We start from the raw sequence: 21,259 nt of genomic DNA, 5'->3' as shown, positions 1-21,259 counted from the left end.
CTGCTTAGTTTAGCGGTTTTGTTTTGTGTAGTTTTTGGCGCTGATCCTGCGCTACCAACTATAAATTTAAGCCTAAATTCACCGCAAAATGCCGAGCAGCTTGTAAATTCACTAAATGTTTTACTAATCCTCACCGCTCTTGCACTTGCTCCTTCACTCATCTTTATGATGACTAGCTTTTTGCGCCTTGTCATTGTCTTTTCATTTTTGCGCCAAGCGATGGGTACGCAGCAAGTGCCGCCTTCAACGGTGCTCATCTCGCTTGCGATGGTGCTTACGTTTTTTATCATGGAGCCAGTTGGACAAAGAAGCTACGATGAGGGCATAAAGCCTTATATAGCCGAGCAGATAGGTTATGAGGAGATGCTTGATAAGAGTTTAAAGCCGTTTAAAGAATTTATGGTTAAAAACACTAGAGAAAAAGATCTTGCGCTATTTTTTAGGATAAGAAATTTGCAAAATCCAGCAAATATAGAGGATATCCCGCTAAGCATCGCTATGTCAGCCTTTATGATAAGCGAGCTAAAGACATCTTTTGAGATAGCATTTTTGCTCTATCTGCCATTTCTTGTTATCGACATGGTCGTAAGCTCCGTTTTGATGGCGATGGGTATGATGATGCTACCTCCTGTCATGATCTCGCTGCCATTTAAACTACTCATCTTTGTGCTAGTTGATGGCTGGAATTTGCTAATAGGAAACCTCGTAAAGAGCTTTCACTGATGAAAAAAATTTTATTAGCACTTTTGCCTTTGGCGCTATTTGGATCAAATTTAAGCGAGATAGCAAACAAGGCCACTCAAAACGAAATTTCAAAGATCAAAGAGCTTGAGCTAAAAAGAGCAAATTTAAATGACGAAGCTACATCAAGCGCCTACTTACCAAGCCTTAGTTTAGAGGGCTCATACGGCAAAAACGCAAGCACCTTTCCAAGCATAGTCGCTAAAGAGTCAGCTGGAGTGCTAGCAAGGATCGATTTTTTACTATACGACGGCGGGGCGAGAGAGGCTAGGCTAAAGATGAGCCAGCTTTTAAAAAATAAAGCCGCCATCGCAAGTGATGAAGCTAAAAATTACCTTGCTTTTAAGGCTGTAAATTTATACTTTAACGCCTGCGCGCTTGAAAATATAATAGCTGCCAAAAATGCTCAGGCAAATTTCTTAAAAGGCGTTTTAGACAAGCTTGAAAAGGCGAACATTGCAGGGCTTGCCGCAAAAGACGAACTAGAAAATGTGCGGGCAAAATATCACTTGGCAAATAGCACGGAGCTTGAATACAAAAACAAAATGGAGCAAATTTTAAATGAGATAAATTTGCTAACAGGCGAGCAAATTTCGCCACTTAGCGGGGCAAAAATGGCTGAGATTGGCTCAAATTTAGCTTCAAAAAACGCCGAGCTTGATAGACTAAGTCAAGATATATCTTTAAGCGAGGCTAAGCTTAGCGAGACAAGAGCTGGCTTTTTGCCCCAAATCATGCTCTATGACACCTATGGATTTTATAAAAACAACTACGACATCGACCTTGGCAAGTATAGCGCTTACCGCCCATATCTTGATAAATATCTAAAAGAAGATACGCATGGCAATAAATTTGGAGTTAGCTTTAGGTGGAAAATTTTTGACTTTTTTGCCACTAGCAAGATGAGCCAAGCTAGCAAGATCGAGCTTGATGAGGCGAGGCTAAATTTAGAGTATAAAAAGCGTGAAAACGAGACAAAACTTAAAAATTTACAAAACGAGATCGCAACTCTTAGCTCAAAGATCGCCTCGCTAAATGAGTATGTAAAAGCAAGCGATCTAGCACTTAGAGCGAGCTTTGAGAAGTATAACTCTGGGCTTTTAGGATATAGCGACCTGCTTGAGGCGCTCTCGCAAAAATTTGATGCCATTAGCCTTTTTGAAGGGGCGAAAGATGAGCTGGAGATTAAAAAGGCGGAGTATTTTTTTGAGAGTGGGGAGAGCATTTTAGAGAGGATTAGGGATTGAAAAAGCTGATAATTTTAATGGTATTTTGCATCTTTTCATTTGCAGGGGAGGAGATTTTTGCTGATTTTGAAGTCTATGCTAAGCAAAGCTCAAAGCTTGCATTTGAGAGCAGCGGCAAGGTGGATAAAATTTTTGTAGATGTCTCAAGCCACGTTAAAAAGGGCGACGTGCTAGCTAGTCTTGATCAAACAAGCCTTGAGATCGCACTAAAAAAGGCAAAAAACGACCTAGCGCTTGCCAAAAATGCCAAAGAATTTGCTAAAAATACCTTTAATAAATTTAGCCAAGTAAAGGACGTCACTTCAAAGCAAGAATTTGATGAGGTAAAGTATAAATTTGACGAGGCAGCTCTTAGGGTAGAGAGTGCCCAGATCGCCATTTTAAACGCAGATGATCATCTTAAAAAGGCCGTTTTAAAAGCTCCTTTTGATGGCGTCATAGCTAGTAAAAATGTCGAGCTTGGCGAGAGTGCTTCGCCGCTTCAGCCAGCCTTTGTCTTAAACTCTGAGGAGGCTAAAATTTTAATAGCGATCGACGAAAAATATGTAAATTTAGTAAAAATAGGCGACATGTTTAAATTTAAGCTTGACGCGACAAGCGAAGAAAAAGAGGTTAAAATCGCGCTCATTCATCCAGAGATAAAAAGAGAGACTAGAAAATTTTACGCCGAAGCTTACGATGTTGGGATGAAGCCAGGCATGTTTGGTCAAGGAAAAGTGATAATCGGCGAAACTAGATGATAAAAACAGCTATAAACCGCCCCATAACTACGCTTATGATATTCTTAAGCCTTGTTGTCTTTGGCATCTATTCGCTAAAGACGATGAATGTAAATTTATATCCGCAAGTAAATATCCCGATAGTAAAGATCACGACCTACGCAAATGGTGACATGAACTACATCAAGACAAAGATCACGCAAAAGATCGAGGACGAGGTCTCAAGCATCGAGGGGATAAAAAAGCTTTACTCAACTAGCTTTGACAACCTAAGCGTGGTAAGCATCGAATTTGAGCTAAACAAAGACCTAGAGAGCGCTACAAACGACGTCCGCGACAAGATGCAAAAGGCGAGACTTGGCGCAAACTACGAGATAGAAAAGCTAAACGGGCTCTCTTCTTCTGTATTTAGCCTTTTTATCACAAGGCTTGATGGCAACGAAACTAAGCTTATGCAAGAGATCGATGACGTGGCAAAGCCATTTTTAGAGCGCATAAGCGGCGTTTCAAAGGTCAAGACTAATGGCTTTTTAGAGCCAGCGGTGAAAATTTTACTAGATAGATTTAAGCTAGATAAAAACGCCCTTAGTGCAAATGAAGTGGCAAATTTGATAAAGGTTGAAAATCTAAAAGCGCCACTTGGTAAGATAGAAAATGAGCAGATCCAAATGGCGATCAAATCAAATTTCAGCGCCAAAAGCATAGATGAGATAAAAAATTTAACGATCAAGCAAGGGGTCTTTTTAAAAGATATCGCAAGTGTTGATCTTGCTTACAAAGACGCAAACGAAGCAGCGATAATGGATAAAAAAAGTGGCGTCTTGCTTGGCCTTGAGCTAGCTCCAGATGCAAACGCTCTAACCGTGATCGCCCTAGCAAAATCAAAGCTAGATCAGTTTAAAAGCTTGCTTGGCAGCGAATACGACGTAAAAATAGCTTATGATAAGAGCGAAGTGATACAAAAGCACATCGATCAAACCGCCTTTGATATGATCCTAGGCGTCTTGCTGACCATCGTGATCGTCTATCTGTTTTTAAGAAATTTCTCGATCACCATCATCTCAGTCGTAGCGATACCAACTAGCATCGTAGCGACATTTTTTATCATAAATGCCCTAGGCTACGACATCAACCGCCTAAGCCTCATAGCACTAACGCTTGGCATCGGAATTTTCATCGATGATGCGATAGTTGTCACTGAAAATATCGCTAGCAAGCTAAAAGATGAGCCAAATGCCCTAAAAGCAAGCTTTGCAGGCATAAAAGAGATAGCATTTAGCGTCTTTGCGATCTCGCTCGTGCTGCTTTGCGTCTTTGTGCCAATAGCCTTTATGAGCGGCATCGTTGGCAAGTACTTTAACTCCTTTGCGATGAGCGTGGCAGCTGGCATCGTCATCTCGTTTTTCGTGAGCATTTTTCTTGTGCCAACACTAAGTGCTAGGTTTGTAAATGCCAAAGAAAGCGGCTTTTTTCTAAAGAGTGAGCCCTTTTTTGAGGCGCTTGAAAATGGCTATGAGAAGCTTTTAACTTTAGCGCTTAAATTTAAGCTCATATTTTTGGCCATAACGATTGTGGTCGTTGTTTGCTCGTTTGGGCTGGCTAAATTTGTAGGCGGTGACTTCATGCCAAGCGAGGATAACTCGGAGTTTAACATCTACTTTAAGCTTGATCCTTCGCTTAGCCTGCAAGCTAGCAAAGAGAGGCTAAAAGATAAAATTTCACTCATAAATGCCGATCCTCAGGTAGCTTACGCTTACTTCATCCTTGGCTACACAGACGCCAAGCAGCCTTATCTTGTAAAAGCTTACGTTAGGCTAAAGGAGCTAAAAGATAGAGCTAATCACGAGCGGCAAAATGCTATCATGCAGAGGTTTCGCGACAAGCTAAAAAGTGACGATATGAGCGTCATTGTGGCTGACTTGCCAATTGTTGAAGGTGGCGATGTGCAGCCAGTTAAGCTTACTATCACCTCTGAAAATGGCAAAGATCTAGAGAAATTTGTGCCAAAGATCAGCAAGATGCTAAAAGAGATAAATGACGCGACGGACGTAAATTCGCCAGAAGAAGATCTGCTAAAGCGTGTGCAAATTTCTATCGATGAAGATAAGGCTAAGAGGCTAAATTTAGACAAAGCCAGCGTTGCAAGTGCCGTTTATAGCGCATTTAGTCAGAACGAGGTCTCTGTTTTTGAAAACGAAAATGGCAAAGAGTATGAGCTTTACATGCGTCTTGATGATAAATTTAGAAGCGATACAAATGATATCTTAAAGACCAAGATAAGAAGCAATGAGGGCTTTTTTGTCACACTTGGCGATGTGGCGACGATTAGTTTTGAGCAAAAGCCAGCTAGCATTTCAAGGTTTAATAGAGCCGATGAGATCAAATTTCTAGCAAATACCAAAAACAACGCTCCGCTAAATAGCGTGGCAAATGAAATTTCAAAGAAGCTTGATGAAATTTTGCCTGCAAATTTCAAGTATAAATTTCTTGGATTTGTCGAGCTCATGGACGATACAAACGCTTCGTTTATCTTTACAGTGAGCGCTAGTGCGGTGCTTATTTACATGGTGCTAGCCGCACTTTATGAGAGCTTTTTGCTACCATTTCTCATCATGCTTGCCATGCCGCTTGCCTTTTGTGGCGTCGTGATCGGACTTTTTATAAGCGGCAATCCATTTAGCCTATTTGTCATGGTCGGCGTCATCTTGCTCTTTGGCATGGTCGGTAAAAACGCCATTTTGGTGGTTGATTTTGCAAACCACTTTGCAAATAGCGGCATGGAGGCAAACGAAGCTGTGAAAATGGCTGCTAAAAAGCGACTAAGGGCTGTTTTAATGACCACTTTTGCGATGATATTTGCCATGCTCCCACTTGCGCTTAGCAGGGGTGCTGGCTATGAGGCCAACTCGCCTATGGCTATAAGCATCATCTTTGGGCTCATTAGCTCAACCTTGCTTAGCCTGCTTGTCGTGCCAGTGCTTTTTGCTTGGGTCTATAATCTTGATAAATTTATAAGAAAATTTTATGAAAGGGAGAGAATTTGAAGAAGATTTTGGCGGTTTTGCTCTTTGCTTTGCCTCTTTGGGCTGGAAATTTACTAGAGATCATCGCTCTGGCACAAAGTGCGAAGCTTGAGAGTTTGAAAGAATTTAATAAAAATGAATATATAAATAAAAACAAGAGCAACAAGCTAAATTTATCCCTTGATGGCAGATATACCTTTGTGCCTGACGAGCTAAAGGGCGGATATATGACAAAGGCTGGATCGATCACGGCAAAGGTCGAGTATCTCATCTTTGACGGGGGTGCTAGCGAGGCTTCGGATAAAATTTTAGACCACAAGGGTGTGGAGAAAATTTACAAAGATGAAGAGCTGATGAATTTAACCGCTTTTCAGGTCGCAAAGGTCTATTTCAACGCTGTTGCACTAAATTCGCTTATAAATTTAGAGACAAAATTTGTAGATAGCTTTGCCAAGGCTGCGGCTGAAAATGAGTTTTGGTTTGAGTATGGCGAGATAGATAAGGGCGAGTTTGATGCGATAAATTTCACTCTTAATAAAAAAAGAGCCGAGCTTGACGAGCTTGGGCTTAAGCTAGCCGAGCTAAACTCAAGGATAAATTTGCTCTCAAACGGCGAGATCGGCTTTAATGCTGGCTCAAAGATAATGATGCCTGATTTTAGTAAAGATGATCTAAGCGCCAAACTTGGGGCGATGGAGCAAGAAAAATATATAAAAGAGCAAGAAAATGAGAAGCAAAAGAGCAAATTTGCTCCAAAAATTTACTTAAAAGATACGCAAAGTGTGAATAATAACAGCTTTAAAAAGGGCGAGAGGACGACTTCACAGATGGTTGATGCGTATGCTGATGCGAACAAGCCTAGAGTGGAGTTTGAGTGGAAGCTGCCAGATAGCCTAAGCCTTAGCAAGCAAAGCCAAACTAAGCGCATAGAGGAGCAAAAGGCCGCACTTGATCTAAGCGACGAAGAAAATAGGATAATGGCTAGGCTAAAGGATCTAAGGGGCGTGATAGAGGGCTTAAGCGCTAGGCTAAATTTAGACTCGCTAAAGCAAGATAGTCTTGATAGTGACTTTAATGACCTGCTAAATGGCTATCTTAGCGGCAAGGTAAAATTTGAGCAGTTTTTGTTTGTGAGTGAGAAAAATTTTAGCGACAGGGCAAATTTCATCCTAAACGGCGATTTGCTCGAGCTAAACAAGCTTGAATACTTTTTTGAATGCGCAAGAAATATAAATGAGGTGGTGATAGAATGAATAAACTGATATTTGTGACCATTTTGTGGGCGTTTAGCTTTAGCTTGATAGGCGAGTTTTTAGCTGGCAAGGTCGATAGCTATCTGGCTGTTTTTGTGCGTGTGACGCTTGCAAGTTTGGTCTTTTTGCCATTTACGAAATTTCGAGGCGTTAGTCCAAAGCTAGCCCTTGGCATAATGGGCATAGGAGCGGTGCAAATAGGGCTAATGTATCTTTGCTACTACAACTCGTTTTTGTATCTAAGCGTGCCTGAAGTCGCGCTTTTTACCATTTTTACGCCGTTTTATGTGACGCTCATATACGATGCGTTTAGCTTTAAATTTAGACCGCTTTATCTCTTTAGCGTTGGCGTGGCGGTCTTTGGCGCGCTTATCATCAAGTATGGCGCGATAAACGAAGGGGCGATAAAGGGCTTTTTACTGGTGCAAGGGGCAAACATCTGCTTTGGAGCAGGGCAGAGTGCGTATAAGGCGCTTTTGGAGAGATATGACGTGGATCAAAAAAAGGTCTTTGGCTACTTTCACTTTGGAGCGTTTTTTGTAGCTGTGATCGCACTAATAACCCTTGGCAATCCAGCTAAATTTCACGTTGATCTAACCCAAACTTTGGTGCTTTTGTGGCTTGGAGCGGTTGCTAGCGGGGTTGGCTATTTTATGTGGAACAAAGGGGCTTGCGAGGTCGATAGTGGCGTGCTTGCCATCATGAACAACGCCCTCATACCAGCTGCTATCATCGTAAATTTAGTCTTTTGGCAAAAGGACACCAACCTAACAAGGCTTATTTTGGGCGCTGTGATAATGTATATCTCGCTATTAATTCACAATAGAGTGATGAAATTTTACGGCGTAAAGACCGCATGAGGTTAAATTTAGGGTTAAATTTGAGCTATTTAAGCGCCTTGCATCTTTACAAGCTGGGCGTTTAGCTGCATTATCTGGGCAAAGATAGCCGCTTTTTTGGTCTGAAGCGAGGCGACCAACTCTTTTGCGTATGGATTTTTGCTCGCACTTGCTTGCTTTATCGCAGCTTCAATCTCTTTTAGCTGTTTTTGCAGTTTTTCTAACTGCTTTTTTATGATATCGGCGCTACTCTCGCTCTCGTTATTTGTTTCGCTAACTAAATTTGAAGCGTCATGTAAGATAGCGCTTTTGTCGTTTTGTAAATTTTCGCTTTTTGAATTTGCCTCATCAGCCTTTAAATTTGCACTATTTGAAGAGCCATTTTTAGTTAAATTTATAAAATTTGAGTTTATCTGCATCGCCTCGCCTTTAAATTTAAAAGCATATCGGCAAATTTAGATAAAACTTTGACTATGAAAAATTTATCAAAAAGAGCAAAAACGATGCCACACCAAAGAGCGGTGGTAAAAATGCTGCTGGCTTAAATTTAACGCAAAAAAGCGTGATGGCGTTATAAAGTAAAAAGACAGATGTGCTTATGTGAAGATTGTCTGAGCCTAGCCTAAAAGCTAGCATCTTGCTTAAAATTTCATCAAAAATGCCACCATATCCAAATAGATGAAGTAAAAAGCTTAGTGGATAAAATACGCCAAATATGTAGTTTAGGACAAGCACGCTAAGTTGCAAGAGGCTAATGAGCGGGAAAAAGTAAAGCACCGCAACCTCCATCGCAAAAAAGACATATAAATTTAAAAGTAGCGAGTTTGCTAATAGGCTAAATTTGGGCGCAAAGTAGAAAAGATAGACGAAGATATAAAAGACGCCAAGGCATGAAAAATAAAATCCAACGCTAAAAAGAAGCTGCGGAAATAGGGCGACGCTAAATAAAATAACGCCAAAGAGCGTGTAGAAATTTAAGATCTTTATCTTTTTGCAGATCATGTAAAAGCCAGCCACGCTCATCAAAAATGCCCGTAAAAAGCTTGCTATAAAGCCGATCATATAAAAATAGAAGCAAAGCACCAAAAATACGGCGATCGTAAAGTCAAAAATGTATGAGCGGTAAGGCATATATCTTGCGTAGATGGGCTTTAAAACGAGCCTTAAAACAAAAAAGCAAACCGCGCTTATGACGCCAAGGTGATAGCCGCTAATGGCGATAAGGTGCGCCACGCCCCAGTTTGAGACGTCATCTCTTAGCTCGCCAAAGACATTTGTGCCAAGAAAGAGCGCTGAGAAGAGCTGCGAAATTTTAGCATTTTCGTGCTGGACGGAGATGAAATTTATAGCTCTTTGCCTTAGGCTATCATCTTTTTTGATGACGGCTCTATCGTAGCTTGGCATATAAAATGAGCCGCTTAGATAGTCCGTAAAGCTCACGTCTATTGGCTGAACGCTAAGCACCACGATGTCATAAAGGCTGATCTCATCTTTTTTAGAAGCGGTTGTGTAAAAGCTAAAATTTGAGGTGTCGATCCTTATTACCTGGCGTTTTTTGCCGTTTTTCTCTTTGGTGAAATTTACGCTTACTTTGCCAACAATGTCATGCTCGCCAAGCTCCATAAATGCGCTGTATTCATGAAATTTAAGCGCTAAATTTATACAAAAAATAAATAGGCAAAGCAGGAGAAAATAAAATATACGCCTGCTTTTTGGCAAATTTACTCTTTAAATTCAGTTGATTGCACCGGTGTGGTGGCGATATCGCAAAAGCGCGAGTATTGCTTTTGAAAGAGCACATCAATGGATCCCACTTCGCCGTTTCTGTTTTTGCCAACGATGATCTCGGCGTTTTCTTGAAGCTTGTTAAAAACGTGCTCGCTTTTATACTCTTTGCCCTCGGCTGCTGCCTTGCTCTTTTTCTCGTTCTCCTCTTGCTCCAGATAGACCTCGTGCCTATAGACAAAAAGGATGATATCAGCGTCTTGCTCGATCGCGCCTGACTCTCTTAGGTCACTTAGCATAGGGCGCTTGTTCGCGCGTGCTTCAAGGCCGCGGTTTAGCTGCGAAAGTGCGATGATAGGCATATCCAGCTCGCGCGCTAGAAGTTTTAGGCCACGAGAAATTTCAGCTATTTGTATGTGGCGATCAGCGTAGTTGTTTGTACTCATCATAAGGCCGATGTAGTCGATGACGCAGAGTGAAATTTCAGGATGAGCCGACTTTAGCTTGCGAAGCTGTGTCCTTACTTGGTGGATATTTACGTAGCCGCTATCGTGCACAAAGAGCTTGGCGTGCGAAAATTCGCTGCATGCGTGGCTAAAGTGAGCGAGCTTCTCGTCGTCCAGGGTCGCTGTCATTATCTCTTGAAGCGGGATCGAGGTCTTGTCTGCTAGCATTCTCATCATGATCTGCTCTGCTGGCATCTCAAGTGAGAAAAAGACGACGCCAGCGCCACTTTTTAAAACGTGCCCCATGAAATTTAGACAAAGCGTCGTTTTACCCATGCCAGGGCGCGCTGCGATGATGATGAGGTCGCCATTTTTAAAGCCTTTTATCATCTCATTTAGCTTTTTAAAGCCAGTGTTTAGTCCGATGATATCGCGCTCATTTAGGGCTGCTTGCTTTTGCATGTGCACGATCAAGCTTTTTATGATATCTTCGCTATCTCTGATGCTACCAGTGCCACTGCCATCGACTAGCGAGTAAAATTCTTGGCTTAGCTCATCGACCATATCGCGGCTGGCTTTGTCCTCATTTACCTTGCTTGGGATGTCGTGGGCGATCTTTACTAGACTGCGTTTTATTGACTTTTCTTTTAGCTCATTTGCGTATCTTTGGATGTCGATGATCGAGTTTGTGGCCAAAATGCTCGCCATGACGTTGTCATCGTAGTTTTCGCCAAGCTTGTTTTTGATAAATGTCGATGCGATAGGCACGTCGCCGTTTAGACAATCAACCATTGCTTTGTAAATTTGTGCGTGAGCCTTTAGGTAAAAGTCCCCAGCCTTGATCGTGTCAAAAATTTCGCCCAAAGCGTCGTTGTTTGCGATGATCGAGCTTAGTATGGCTCGCTCCATGTCAAGGTCGTAAAGGTTGCTAAATTCTATCTCGTTAAGTCTCTCTTTTGCCACTGCTTTATCCTCTGCTCTTTATCTCGTCGTCGATCTCTTGTAAAAATCTATCCACAAGCTCGCTCTCAGGTAGCCTTGCGACCACTTCGCCGTGTCGCATGATCATGCCATTGCCTTTGCCAAATGCTATGGCGACGTCTGCACCCTTTGCTTCGCCGATCGCATTTACCACGCAGCCCATCACTGAGACGTTGAGCGGCTCTTTTATCCCTTTTGTCTTTTCTTCTACGAGCTTTACTGCTGCCATGAGATCGGCCTGTAAACGCCCACAAGTTGGGCATGAGATGATGTTTAGCCCCTCTTTTTGGCGACCGCTATCTTTTAAGATCGCCTTTGCGACTTTGATCTCCTCTTCAAGCTCGCCCGTGATGCTAACTCTCATCGTATCGCCGATGCCTTCAAGCAAAAGCCCGCCAAGTGCGATCGCGGACTTGATGGTCGCGTGAAAAGTAGTACCGGCCTCTGTTACGCCCAGATGAAATGGGTAGTTTGTCTTTGGGCGAAGCGCCCTGTAAGCTTGCATCGTGCGCTCGACGTTGCTTGATTTGAGCGAAATTTTAATGTCCGTAAAGTCAAAATCCTCAAGAAGCTTGATGTTATACATCGCACTCTCCACCATAGCCTCCACCGTGCGGCCGTAGCGGTCCTCAAACTGCTTTTCAAGCGAGCCAGAATTTACGCCTATGCGGATAGGTAAATTTCGCTGCTTGCAGGCATCAACGACTGCTTTTATGTTTTTAGCAGAGCCTATGTTGCCGGGGTTTATGCGGATAGCATCGACAAATTCGCTAACGATGAGCGCGTAGGTGTGGTTAAAATGTATGTCTGCAACGACTGGGATGGGTGAGCTGGCGACGATTTGCTTTAGTGCGCTGGCGTCCTCTTTGTCAAAAACTGCGCAGCGCACGATGTCACAGCCTGCAAAATATAGCCTTTGTATCTGTTCAAGCGTGCCTTTTACGTCCTTTGTCTTTGAAAATGTCATCGATTGCACGGAGATCGGTGCGTCACCGCCTATTAAAACATCGCGAATTTTTATCTGTTTTGTCGGGTATCGTTGCAAAATTTTGCCTTTAAATTTTATTGGGGATTATAAAAAAAAATGGCTTTTAAAAGGCTTGAAAAATTAATAAAGTTTTTAAATGCAGGCGGTTTGCAATTCAGGTCTCTTTATTGTAAATGCAAATTTTAAAATTTTACTCACTTGCCTTAGCAGCTTACTAAATTTAGAAGCGTGATATGCTCGTTCATGAAATTTTAAAATTTGTCTGACTTTCTATTACACAAAACGCATGCAGTGCGAAGCACAATTGCATGCACTTTGAACGTGCGAGGGTAAAAAGGGGGATAAGGGGACGGACTTCGTGTCTGCCATGCAGTTGCGAGCCTGCAAAGCAAAATTCAAGTCCCCTTGTCCTCATTTTGGATAAAGTAAATTTAGTTATGTTTTTTCAATTTTTAAAAATCTTACTCACTCACCTGAATAACTTACTAAATTTAGGGCTCATAGCCATTCGCCACTAAATTTAGAAGCGTGATATGCCAGCTCTAATTTTAAAATTCACTTGAACCTTTTTTGTAAAAATTAAATTTTTTAGTTCGTAGCGACAAATTTTAAAACTTCATTCACCCCTAAGAATTGACTACTAAAATTTGGCTTCGCTTACAGCTTAGCTCAAATTTTAGAGCCGAAATTACTCGTTCATGAAATTTTAAAATTTTCTCTCTCGCATTAGCAACTTGCTAAATTTAAAGAAATAATGTGCTAGCTTTAAATTTAAATTTGCTTGATTAAAATATCTTCTAGCTAAAATTTACCGGATCTATATCAATATCGCTAAGTTCGCTTTTGCAGAGGTTTGCCGCCTTTAAAAGCATGGTGTGCGAGTTTGAGCGAAGCAAAATTTCATATCTAAATTTACCCACAAGATACTCGGCTTGGCATTTGCCGTATCCAACGATCTCTAGCTCATCGCCTTTTAGTGGCTCTAGCCTTTGCACAAATTCGTCCATTGCGCCCTTTGCCGTGCTCTCATCTTTGTGCGAAACGACCACGCGAAGCAGCCTAGTAAATGGCGGATACAGTCCCTCTCGGTAGTTGATCTCCTCCTTTAAAAACGCATCATAGTCGCTGATATAACTCTCAAAAAACTCCCTTTGTTTGCTTTGGATGATGACCCTGCCAGCTCCGTTTCTGCCGGCTCTGCCAGCTACTTGCATAGCAAGGGCTAGTGTCCGCTCTCTGGCTCTAAAATCAGGAAAATTTAAAAGCTCGTCAAAGCCCATGATGACGGCTAGCTCGACGTTGTGATAATCATGCCCCTTGCTTAACATCTGCGTGCCAAGCAAGATATCTATCTTGCCATCGTTAAATTCTTTTAAAGCCTTGACGAGCTTATTTTGCGTCGTGATCTCATCTCTATCAAATTTAGCGATCCTAGCGTTTGCAAACTCAGCTTGAAGCCTCTCAAGAAGCTCACTCGTGCCGATCTTTTTAGCCTCTATCATCTCGCTGCCGCACTGGTGGCAGGTCTTTGGCACGGCCATTTTGTGCTCGCAGTATTGGCACTTGAGCACGTTTTGCTTTTTGTAGTAGCTCATACCGATGCTACAAAATGGACATTTTACCGTCTCGCCGCAGTTTTTGCAGACAAGATATTTGAAATTTGCCCTTGTTGGCAGGCAGATGACGGCTTGTTTTTTATTTTCAAGCGTCTTTGCGATCTGCTCTTTTAAAATTTCGCTTATGCCAGTCTCGCTCTCGTCAAATATATAGCTCTTTTGCGACGCAAAATATGTCCCCTTTAGGCGAAAACATTCTTGCTTATAAAAGCTAGTAAGGCTTGGCGTAGCACTACCCAGAACTACTTGCAGGTCAAATTTGCTAGTTAGAAAGAGGGCTAGGTCCCTTGCGTTGTAATGAGGCTTTGAGCCCGTGTTTTTGTAGCTATCGTCGTGCTCTTCGTCGATGATGATGAGTTTTAGCCTCTCAAGTGGCAAAAATAGGGCAGATCTTGCACCTGCAATAAGCCTTGCTTTGCCACTTTTAATGTCTTTTAAAATTTGCTCTTTTTTCTTTGGCGCGATCTTTGAGTGCCACACAGCTACAGCCTCGCCAAAGAAGCTCTCTAAGCGCTTTTGCATCTGCGGGGTTAGTGAAATTTCAGGCATCAAAAATAGCGCTTGAGCGCCTGCGTTTAAAATTTCTCTGATTTTAGCGATGTAAATTTCACTTTTGCCACTTCCCGTGTCGCCAAAGATGAGCGAGCTTTTTCGCTCGTTTATAAAATTTAGCGCTTCAAGCTGCTTTGGGCTTAAATTTGGCGATTTAAAGTCGCTTTCGCCTTTGTAAATTTCATCATCAGTAAGGCTTTGTGGCTCAAATAAATTTATAGCAACGCCAAGCTCGCAGGTGTAGTAGTAGGCGATAAATTTAGCTAAAGTTGCCTGTATCTCGTTTAGCTTAATGGGCAAAATTTTATCAATAAAGCTTGTTTTAAAGCTTGGCTCGCCCACTTCGCGCAGGATGAAGCCAGTTAGACTTTTGCCCCTAAGCTTTGCAGTGACGGCGCGAAATGGCGCAATATCTAGCTCGCTTTTATATGTGAGCGCAGCTAAATTTACCCCGCTAAATACGACCTCGTAATACTTCATCACTCAAGAGCGCTGCAAAGTCCGTCACTGCTTTGGCAGTCAAATTCGCCAGTGGTTTTGTTATAAGTGAAATTTGCTGTTTGTCCGTCTAGTTTGAAGGTATAAGTGGTTGCTCCAGTTTTATGCCAGCCGTTTTTTGTGCCGCTATCAGCGATATTTACGCTTATTACTTTGTTGAAAAGTTTATTCCCATCATCAAGTGCGTCTGGATATGCTGGAGTACCTTTTAGGACGCTATCGTTGTATTTTAGTGAGATGCCGCTTTTTATGGCAGCGATTTGCGTTTTTGCATTTGCGACTATGGCGTCGCCTCTAGTAAAGAAAAGCTTTGGTATCGCAACAGCACTTAAAATGCCAAGTATGACGATGACAAATATGATTTCTATTAGGGTAAAAGCTCGTTTTTTCATTTATTTCCTGATTTTAGTTTTTCTTCTATATCTTTTGTCACGCCCTTGACGACGCGCAAATTTGTGTAGCTCTCGTAGCTCTTTTCGACAAATGCGTTTATGAGCTCACGAGGCTCGATAAATTTCTTTCCCCCCATAAATTTATGCCAGTCGCGCTCGAAAATTTCAGCAAAATCATCATCAAGTGTGATCGTATAGTCGCGAGATGATACGGTGAGCGTGATCTGTTTCATATTTTATGCCAAAAAGGTCTAGCTTATCTGCCAAGGACGGCTTCTATTTTTTTCATTACATCATCGGCTTCGCTATTTTTCTTATCTAGATCCTCTTCTAGGCGCATGATTTGGTTGGTTTTTGCCTCATTTTGTGCTTTTAATGTTACGATCTCGTTACGTAGCTCTTCATTTATTTTGCAAACTTCATCGTATTTTGTGATGAGGTCATTTACTTTGTCGCTTAGTGTGGTTAAGATCGCATTATCTTCAAACATAAAGGTTCCTTTAAAATAATAATTAATGCCGTATTCTAACACGCAGAGGCTAAATTCTTTTTAAAATTCTCATTTGACAAAGCACTATCTTTGCTATAAAATTCGCCCAAATTTAAAGGCGATCAATGAGTAAATTTGAAATTTCATCTAAATTTAGCCCAAGCAGCGACCAAGCAAGAGCTATAAAAGAGATAGTAAAAAGCATAAAATCAGGCAACAAATATCAAACACTTCTAGGCGTGACAGGATCTGGCAAGACCTTTACCATGGCAAATGTCATACGTGAGCTAAATATGCCAACGCTCATCATGACGCACAATAAATCCCTTGCCGCTCAGCTTTACAGCGAATTTAAGGGCTTTTTCCCAAAAAACCACGTGGAGTACTTCATAAGCTACTACGACTACTATCAGCCAGAGGCCTACATCCCACGAAGCGACCTATATATAGAAAAGGATAGCTCGGTAAATGATGAGCTTGAGCGCCTGCGCCTCTCTGCGACTGCTAGCTTGCTAAGCTTTGATGACGTCGTCTGTGTGGCTTCAGTCTCTGCAAACTACGGCCTTGGTAATCCAAGCGAGTATAAAGGCATGGTCGCATACCTAAACGTCGGCGATAAAATCAACCAGCGCACGCTACTGCAAAAGCTAGTGGATATGGGATACAAGCGAAACGACGTTTATTTCGATCGTGGCGACTTTCGCGTAAACGGCGACGTGGTGGACGTATATCCCGCATATTTTAACGACGAGGCGTTTAGGATCGAGTTTTTCGGCGACGAGATCGAGACGATGTATAGCCTGGACGTGCTGGAAAACAAAAAAAGACACGACCTGAAAAAATTTATCCTCTACCCGACCAGCCAGTTTATCGTGGGCGCTGATAGGCTAAAGATCGCTATGAAAGAGATCGAAGAGGAGCTTGATGTGCGCTTGAAAGAGTTTAACGAGCAGGGCAAGCTAGTTGAGGCGCAGAGACTAAAGCAGAGAGTGGAGTTTGACCTTGAGATGATGGCAAGCACTGGCATGTGTAAAGGTATCGAAAACTACGCGCGCCACCTAACTGGTCAAAAGGCTGGAGAGACGCCGTACTCGATGTTTGACTACTTTGAGATAAGCGGCAAAGACTATCTAGTTATCGTCGATGAGAGCCACGTGAGTTTGCCGCAGTTTAGGGGCATGTATGCAGGCGATAGGAGCCGTAAAGAGGTGCTTGTGGAGTATGGATTTCGCTTGCCATCAGCGCTTGATAACAGGCCGCTTAAATTTGACGAGTTTATAAGCAAAAAGGCTAAATTTCTCTTTGTCTCAGCCACGCCAAACGAGTATGAGCTTGGTATCAGTCAGGGGCATGTCTATGAGCAAATTTTACGACCTACTGGGCTACTTGATCCGATCATCGAGATAAAAGATAGTGACAATCAAGTCGAGGCGCTATTTGACGAGGCAAAGGCGGTCATTGCAAGAGGTGAGCGTGTGCTAGTTACGGTGCTAACTAAAAAGATGGCTGAGGAGCTAAGCCGCTACTACATCGAGCTTGGCATAAAGGTCAAATATATGCACTCAGACATCGACGCGATCGAGCGAAATGAGATCATTAGAGGGCTTAGAAGTGGCGAGTTTGATATGCTAATAGGCATAAATTTGCTCCGTGAGGGGCTTGACCTGCCTGAAGTGAGCTTGATAGCGATCATGGACGCTGATAAAGAGGGCTTTTTGCGCTCGACAACGAGCCTTATACAGACGATGGGGCGCGCGGCTAGAAACGTAAATGGCAAGGTGCTAATGTTTGCCAAAAAGATAACTAAGTCCATGAAAGAGGCGATCGATACGACGACTGCTAGACGTAAATTTCAAGATGAATACAACAAAGCTCACGGCATAACGCCACACTCTGCAAGTAGAAATATCGAAGAGAGTCTGCACGTCGAGGACGGTACGGAGATTTTAAGAAAAGGCGCAAATCTGGAAAAAATGCCTGCGAGCGAGCGAGCTGCGATAGTAAAAGAGCTAAGAAAGCAGATGCTTGAAGCGGCTGCGCATCTGGAGTTTGAGAAGGCGGCGGCGCTACGTGATGAGATAGCAAAGATGAGAAAACTTTAAAAAAGACAAGCCCTTTTTGTTTTATACTGCGTTGGATATCGCTTCAAACTTTGGTCACGTATCATATATACGCTCCCTTGTTTTTGCTCATCCGCCTTGTCTGAAACAAAAATTTTCTTGTCTTAATTGCTTCAATTTATTTGTCTTGCAGTTGCGAGCTTGCGAAGCAAAACATTTAAAATCATCACAAGACACTTTGTCTTGATGCTTTATTGATCGAAATTTAAATTTTCTATTTGTCTAGTCTGCGCAAATTTTAACTGTGCAACATTTAAATCTATCACAAAATACTGCCGTTATATGAATTTAAATTTTTTCTATGCAAATTTAAAGTCTAAAAATAAAATTTACAAAATCAGCGCTGGGGGGTGAAAAATTTGGTTATATCTCTCGTAGCTTTGCGCCAAAGTTGGGTGTGGCAAAGGATTCAGTCTGTGGCTCAAGGCATTGTCATCTGGTGCCATTTTGAACAAAAGAGCTTGGAGAGAGCCCGCAGCATTTGAGGCGTCATAAAGAGGTGACAAGATCGCTTACAGCATCAGAGATGATGGCAAGGCTGTGCTATACGCTGTTAGCAAGCTATTTTTGTAAATTTATATCTTGCTAACTGGCTTTAAAAAGTAGCTCGACATCGCGCAGATGAGCGAAACTGCGGCGATAAAGTAAAATGAGTGCGTTAGGCTAAAGATGTCAGCGATCTTGCCGATGACCGTCGCAAATATACCGCCGATCGTGATGCTAAGACCAAGCGTTACGCCAGAGGCTAGGCCGATTTGATTTGGCAGATAAAGCTGTGCAAGGGCGATTGAGGGGCTAAAAGATAGGCTGATGCAGGCACTCACGCACATGGAGGCCGCTAGAAATAGCGCGTAGCTGTCGATAAAGAGCATTAGCACGACTAGCGGCGCGGCGATGCTTAGACTTATTTTGATGAGCCTAACTAGGCCGTATCTATCAGCTAGAGCTCCGCCAAATAGCGTAGAGATCGCACCTGCAGCAAAAAACATACTTAAATTTACGTTTGCAGCCTCTTTGCTAAGGCCAAAAATTTTGATGAGATAGATGCTAAAAAATGCCGAAAAGCCAAAAGCGACGATAGAGCGTGAAAATATACACAGACAAAGCCTCAAAAATGCGCCCAGATCGTCTTTTAGAGTGCTTGTTTTTTGTGAAATTTGCTTTTTGTGATTGTCTTCTAGCGCTTTTATAAATTTGCCTTTTTTAAGGTATAAAAGTGTTAGTAAAATTTGAGGGATTATAAAAACTAGCGTCCCTTTTAGGCCAAAATTTCCCACAAAAACGGCGACTAAAATGGGCCCAACTGCAAAGCCCACGTTACCACCAAATGAAAATATACTTATGCTTTTGGCTCTATTTTTGGCGTTTGAGGCGTAGTTTACGATCCTTGCGGCACTTGGGTGAAAGAGCGCGGCGCCGATACCGCTTATCATCACGCAAACTAGGATGATGTAGTAGTTTGTCACAAAGCCAGTGAGACTCATGCCACCGCCCGCAAGCAGTAGCCCAAGCGGGATGACGTAGGGCAGCTCTTTTTTGTCGCTTAGGCGGCCGATAAGTGGCTGGATGAGCGAGCTTGCTAAATTTGTGGCGGTTACGAGCGAGGCAGCTGTAGCGTAGTCGTAGTGGTAGCTCGCGATAAAAAAGGGCAGCATCGCACCAAGCGCGCTTTGGTTTATGTCGCTACAAAAGTGCCCAAGCCCCATTAGATACTTTAAATTTTCCGCCTTTTTCATCTAAAATAACCCTTTTAAAAGCCCCTTTAAATTTTGTTTTTCGCCGTTTGCGCCTTCATCATCTTTGCCAAGCTTTTTATCTAAAAATCTACCTATCTCTTTTTTGACCTTATTTTCGAGATATTGCGATCTGACGTCGTATTTTAGCTTATCTGTCGTACCTGAAATTTGCACGTTTAGATCGGTCTTTTCGAGCCTGAAAACAAGCGGCGCGTTAAGCATTTTTGTGGCGGTATTATAAGTGCCGCCTGCAACCTTTATATCGCTTTTTGGAGAGCTTAAATTTACGTTAAAAATGACGTTATCGCCCTTTATATCGCCGTAAATTTTGCCGTCTTTGTAAATTTCTTTTGTAATATCCTTGCCGGTGAAGGTTTTGATATTGTTTGTGAGATTTGTGCTAGCTAGGTGACCCTCTTTTAGTGAGATGTCAAATTTACCGAGCTTTTGCTTTGTCTCGTAGTCAAATTTAGCATCGCCGTTGCCATCATAAAGATGATCTAGCCCTAAAGTCTGCGTTAGCCCCTTGACTTCAAAGTTTTTTAGCACCGCATCAAGCGCGCCACCTTTGTAGTTTGCCTCTAATTTGCCCTTAAATAGATCATCTGAAGTAGCTTTTACGCTTAGATCATCCACTTTGCCATTTGCCGTTACGAGGGCTGCAAATTTACCGTGAAGCTCGCGACCAGCTAAAAACGCAAGCTTGTTTAGCTCTGAAACCACCGCTTGAAGCTTTAAGTTAAGCGTGCTTTTACCCACGTAAAAACTGCCATCTATGCCCTTTATATCAACAAGCGAGCTATAAGTGCGCAGAGGGTTTTATAACAGCCGTGCACATCGCCGATGAGGTAAATTTGGTCGTTCATTTTGCTAAAATTTATACATTACCAACGATAGTTTTTATCAAAAAGACTATCTAGATTTTGCCTTAATTCATATGCTCTATTCAAGTGTTTTTCTATATCGTTTTTATTCTCGCCGACAGCATTTATTCCCACAAAGTCAATCGATATACTCACGCCGTTATCGCTAATATTTGAAACTCGCATAACATAAAGATAGATATCGAATTCGCTCCCGTTTTTAAAAACCTCAAGCTGCTTGTTGTATATTGTTATAGCCTGCTTTATTATCATCTTTGACTTATATTCTTGTTCAGTATTATAACCAGATACGGTTGGAACTAAATTTTCGATATTTTTCTCGTAGGACACAAAATCAGCTGTTTTAATCACATTTTTACTCTTATAAGTTTCAAGGGCAGATTTCAAAAACTCTATATTTAAATTTACCATCGAATAAGCATCAGCTTTAATCCAGTCCAATCCATATTTTTCATTTCCAGAACTTCGTATATTTCTCCAAAATTTATCGTAGTTTTCTTTATTAAAATCAATCCAGCCGCCCGACATATCTATGGCTATCCTCTTTGCTATATGAAAATTCATATTACTTGAGGCTCCATCACCCTTTGACGCTATACCGCACCCGCAAAATATCAGCGCAATCATAAAAATAATCAGCTTTTTCATCGCTTCTCCTGTAAACATAAATTTTGCGAAATTTTACTACCGCAAGCATTAAATTTTACTTGCGTAGCGCAAGCTAAATTTCGCATCAAATTTGAGCGCTATCACTCGCCGATCACTAGCATCGCACCAAGCGCGCTTTGGTTTATGTCGCTACAAAAGTGCCCAAGCCCCATTAGATACTTTAAATTTTCCGCCTTTTTCATCTAAAATAACCCTTTTAAAAGCCCCTTTAAATTTTGTTTTTCGCCGTTTGCGCCTTCATCATCTTTGCCAAGCTTTTTATCTAAAAATCTACCTATCTCTTTTTTGACCTTATTTTCGAGATATTGCGATCTGACGTCGTATTTTAGCTTATCTGTCG

At 42.0% G+C, this 21,259-nt stretch carries 19 protein-coding genes; 8 read left to right on the top strand and 11 right to left on the bottom strand.

Annotation, left to right across the window (positions count from 1 at the left end):
- The 6 genes from fliP to F3G91_RS01575 are packed head-to-tail and all read left to right on the top strand — an operon-like array spanning position 1 to position 7,843.
- A complete protein-coding gene (gene fliP / locus F3G91_RS01600; RefSeq protein WP_196779718.1) occupies positions 1-723 on the top strand; it encodes a flagellar type III secretion system pore protein FliP in 723 nt (240 codons plus the stop codon).
- Entirely contained in the window at positions 723-1,988 is a 1,266-nt protein-coding gene (locus F3G91_RS01595) for a TolC family protein (RefSeq protein WP_149700492.1), read from the top strand. Before fliP ends, F3G91_RS01595 begins: the two co-directional genes overlap by 1 nt.
- Positions 1,985-2,728, top strand: a complete 744-nt coding sequence (locus F3G91_RS01590; protein WP_149700491.1) for an efflux RND transporter periplasmic adaptor subunit — start codon at positions 1,985-1,987, stop codon at positions 2,726-2,728. The genes F3G91_RS01595 and F3G91_RS01590 overlap by 4 nt, the downstream gene beginning before the upstream one ends.
- Positions 2,725-5,751, top strand: coding sequence for an efflux RND transporter permease subunit (locus F3G91_RS01585; RefSeq protein ID WP_149700490.1), 3,027 nt, complete (start codon positions 2,725-2,727; stop codon positions 5,749-5,751). The genes F3G91_RS01590 and F3G91_RS01585 overlap by 4 nt, the downstream gene beginning before the upstream one ends.
- Positions 5,748-6,983 (top strand): TolC family protein, encoded by a 1,236-nt coding sequence (locus F3G91_RS01580; protein WP_149700489.1) that lies wholly within the window; start codon positions 5,748-5,750, stop codon positions 6,981-6,983. The genes F3G91_RS01585 and F3G91_RS01580 overlap by 4 nt, the downstream gene beginning before the upstream one ends.
- Positions 6,980-7,843 carry an EamA family transporter gene (locus F3G91_RS01575; protein ID WP_103569746.1) on the top strand — a complete coding sequence of 288 codons (864 nt, stop codon included), beginning with the start codon at positions 6,980-6,982 and terminating at the stop codon, positions 7,841-7,843. The genes F3G91_RS01580 and F3G91_RS01575 overlap by 4 nt, the downstream gene beginning before the upstream one ends.
- 29 nt (positions 7,844-7,872) lie before the next feature.
- Here the strand turns inward: F3G91_RS01575 and F3G91_RS01570 are convergent, their stop codons facing one another.
- The 8 genes from F3G91_RS01570 to F3G91_RS01535 form a co-directional block, all read right to left on the bottom strand.
- Positions 7,873-8,241, bottom strand: a complete 369-nt coding sequence (locus F3G91_RS01570; protein WP_149700488.1) for a hypothetical protein — start codon at positions 8,239-8,241, stop codon at positions 7,873-7,875.
- Positions 8,242-8,293: 52 nt separating this feature from the next.
- Positions 8,294-9,541, bottom strand: a complete 1,248-nt coding sequence (locus F3G91_RS01565) for a ComEC/Rec2 family competence protein (protein ID WP_149700487.1) — start codon at positions 9,539-9,541, stop codon at positions 8,294-8,296.
- A gap of 2 nt (positions 9,542-9,543) precedes the next feature.
- Positions 9,544-10,956 carry a replicative DNA helicase gene (locus F3G91_RS01560; protein ID WP_009293632.1) on the bottom strand — a complete coding sequence of 471 codons (1,413 nt, stop codon included), beginning with the start codon at positions 10,954-10,956 and terminating at the stop codon, positions 9,544-9,546.
- A gap of 4 nt (positions 10,957-10,960) precedes the next feature.
- Positions 10,961-12,019 (bottom strand): flavodoxin-dependent (E)-4-hydroxy-3-methylbut-2-enyl-diphosphate synthase, encoded by a 1,059-nt coding sequence (gene ispG, locus F3G91_RS01555; RefSeq protein ID WP_149700486.1) that lies wholly within the window; start codon positions 12,017-12,019, stop codon positions 10,961-10,963.
- Between the two features lie 740 nt (positions 12,020-12,759).
- Positions 12,760-14,610, bottom strand: coding sequence for a primosomal protein N' (locus F3G91_RS01550; RefSeq protein ID WP_149700978.1), 1,851 nt, complete (start codon positions 14,608-14,610; stop codon positions 12,760-12,762).
- Positions 14,610-15,020, bottom strand: coding sequence for a type II secretion system protein (locus tag F3G91_RS01545; protein ID WP_103647982.1), 411 nt, complete (start codon positions 15,018-15,020; stop codon positions 14,610-14,612). Before F3G91_RS01545 ends, F3G91_RS01550 begins: the two co-directional genes overlap by 1 nt.
- On the bottom strand, positions 15,017-15,253 hold the full coding sequence (locus tag F3G91_RS01540) for a hypothetical protein (protein ID WP_149700485.1): 237 nt from the start codon (positions 15,251-15,253) through the stop codon (positions 15,017-15,019). The genes F3G91_RS01545 and F3G91_RS01540 overlap by 4 nt, the downstream gene beginning before the upstream one ends.
- Positions 15,254-15,276: 23 nt before the next feature.
- Positions 15,277-15,510, bottom strand: coding sequence for a hypothetical protein (locus F3G91_RS01535; protein ID WP_103618109.1), 234 nt, complete (start codon positions 15,508-15,510; stop codon positions 15,277-15,279).
- 125 nt (positions 15,511-15,635) lie between these two features.
- Between F3G91_RS01535 and uvrB the strand changes: the two genes are divergently transcribed.
- Positions 15,636-17,612 carry an excinuclease ABC subunit UvrB gene (gene uvrB / locus F3G91_RS01530; RefSeq protein WP_149700484.1) on the top strand — a complete coding sequence of 659 codons (1,977 nt, stop codon included), beginning with the start codon at positions 15,636-15,638 and terminating at the stop codon, positions 17,610-17,612.
- 340 nt (positions 17,613-17,952) lie between these two features.
- Entirely contained in the window at positions 17,953-18,081 is a 129-nt protein-coding gene (locus tag F3G91_RS10670; RefSeq protein ID WP_149700977.1) for a PhzF family phenazine biosynthesis protein, read from the top strand.
- Positions 18,082-18,205: 124 nt separating this feature from the next.
- Here F3G91_RS10670 and F3G91_RS01520 read toward each other — a convergent pair whose 3' ends face one another.
- From F3G91_RS01520 to F3G91_RS01510, 3 genes are all read right to left on the bottom strand, one after another.
- Positions 18,206-19,366: an MFS transporter gene (locus F3G91_RS01520; protein ID WP_149700483.1), complete on the bottom strand. Its 1,161-nt coding sequence runs from the start codon at positions 19,364-19,366 to the stop codon at positions 18,206-18,208.
- Positions 19,367-20,125, bottom strand: a complete 759-nt coding sequence (locus F3G91_RS01515; protein ID WP_149700482.1) for a hypothetical protein — start codon at positions 20,123-20,125, stop codon at positions 19,367-19,369.
- 125 nt (positions 20,126-20,250) lie between these two features.
- A complete protein-coding gene (locus F3G91_RS01510) occupies positions 20,251-20,898 on the bottom strand; it encodes a hypothetical protein (RefSeq protein ID WP_103650160.1) in 648 nt (215 codons plus the stop codon).
- Between the last annotated feature and the right edge of the window lie 361 nt (positions 20,899-21,259).

The sequence above is a fragment of the Campylobacter concisus genome, assembly GCF_902460715.1.
In the GTDB taxonomy this organism is placed as follows: Bacteria; Campylobacterota; Campylobacteria; order Campylobacterales; family Campylobacteraceae; genus Campylobacter_A; species Campylobacter_A concisus_AK.
Note: the sequence above shows the minus strand (reverse complement) of the source record. Positions and strands in the feature narration are given on the sequence as shown.

Coding starts and splice junctions, on each gene's coding strand:
- F3G91_RS01595 (WP_149700492.1), top strand. CDS start 723: ATGAAAAAAATTTTATTAGCACTTTTGCCTTTGGCGCTATTTGGATCA.
- F3G91_RS01585 (WP_149700490.1), top strand. CDS start 2,725: ATGATAAAAACAGCTATAAACCGCCCCATAACTACGCTTATGATATTC.
- F3G91_RS01575 (WP_103569746.1), top strand. CDS start 6,980: ATGAATAAACTGATATTTGTGACCATTTTGTGGGCGTTTAGCTTTAGC.
- F3G91_RS01570 (WP_149700488.1), bottom strand. CDS start 8,241: ATGCAGATAAACTCAAATTTTATAAATTTAACTAAAAATGGCTCTTCA.
- F3G91_RS01550 (WP_149700978.1), bottom strand. CDS start 14,610: ATGAAGTATTACGAGGTCGTATTTAGCGGGGTAAATTTAGCTGCGCTC.
- F3G91_RS01545 (WP_103647982.1), bottom strand. CDS start 15,020: ATGAAAAAACGAGCTTTTACCCTAATAGAAATCATATTTGTCATCGTC.
- F3G91_RS01540 (WP_149700485.1), bottom strand. CDS start 15,253: ATGAAACAGATCACGCTCACCGTATCATCTCGCGACTATACGATCACA.
- F3G91_RS01535 (WP_103618109.1), bottom strand. CDS start 15,510: ATGTTTGAAGATAATGCGATCTTAACCACACTAAGCGACAAAGTAAAT.
- uvrB (WP_149700484.1), top strand. CDS start 15,636: ATGAGTAAATTTGAAATTTCATCTAAATTTAGCCCAAGCAGCGACCAA.
- F3G91_RS01520 (WP_149700483.1), bottom strand. CDS start 19,366: ATGAAAAAGGCGGAAAATTTAAAGTATCTAATGGGGCTTGGGCACTTT.
- F3G91_RS01510 (WP_103650160.1), bottom strand. CDS start 20,898: ATGAAAAAGCTGATTATTTTTATGATTGCGCTGATATTTTGCGGGTGC.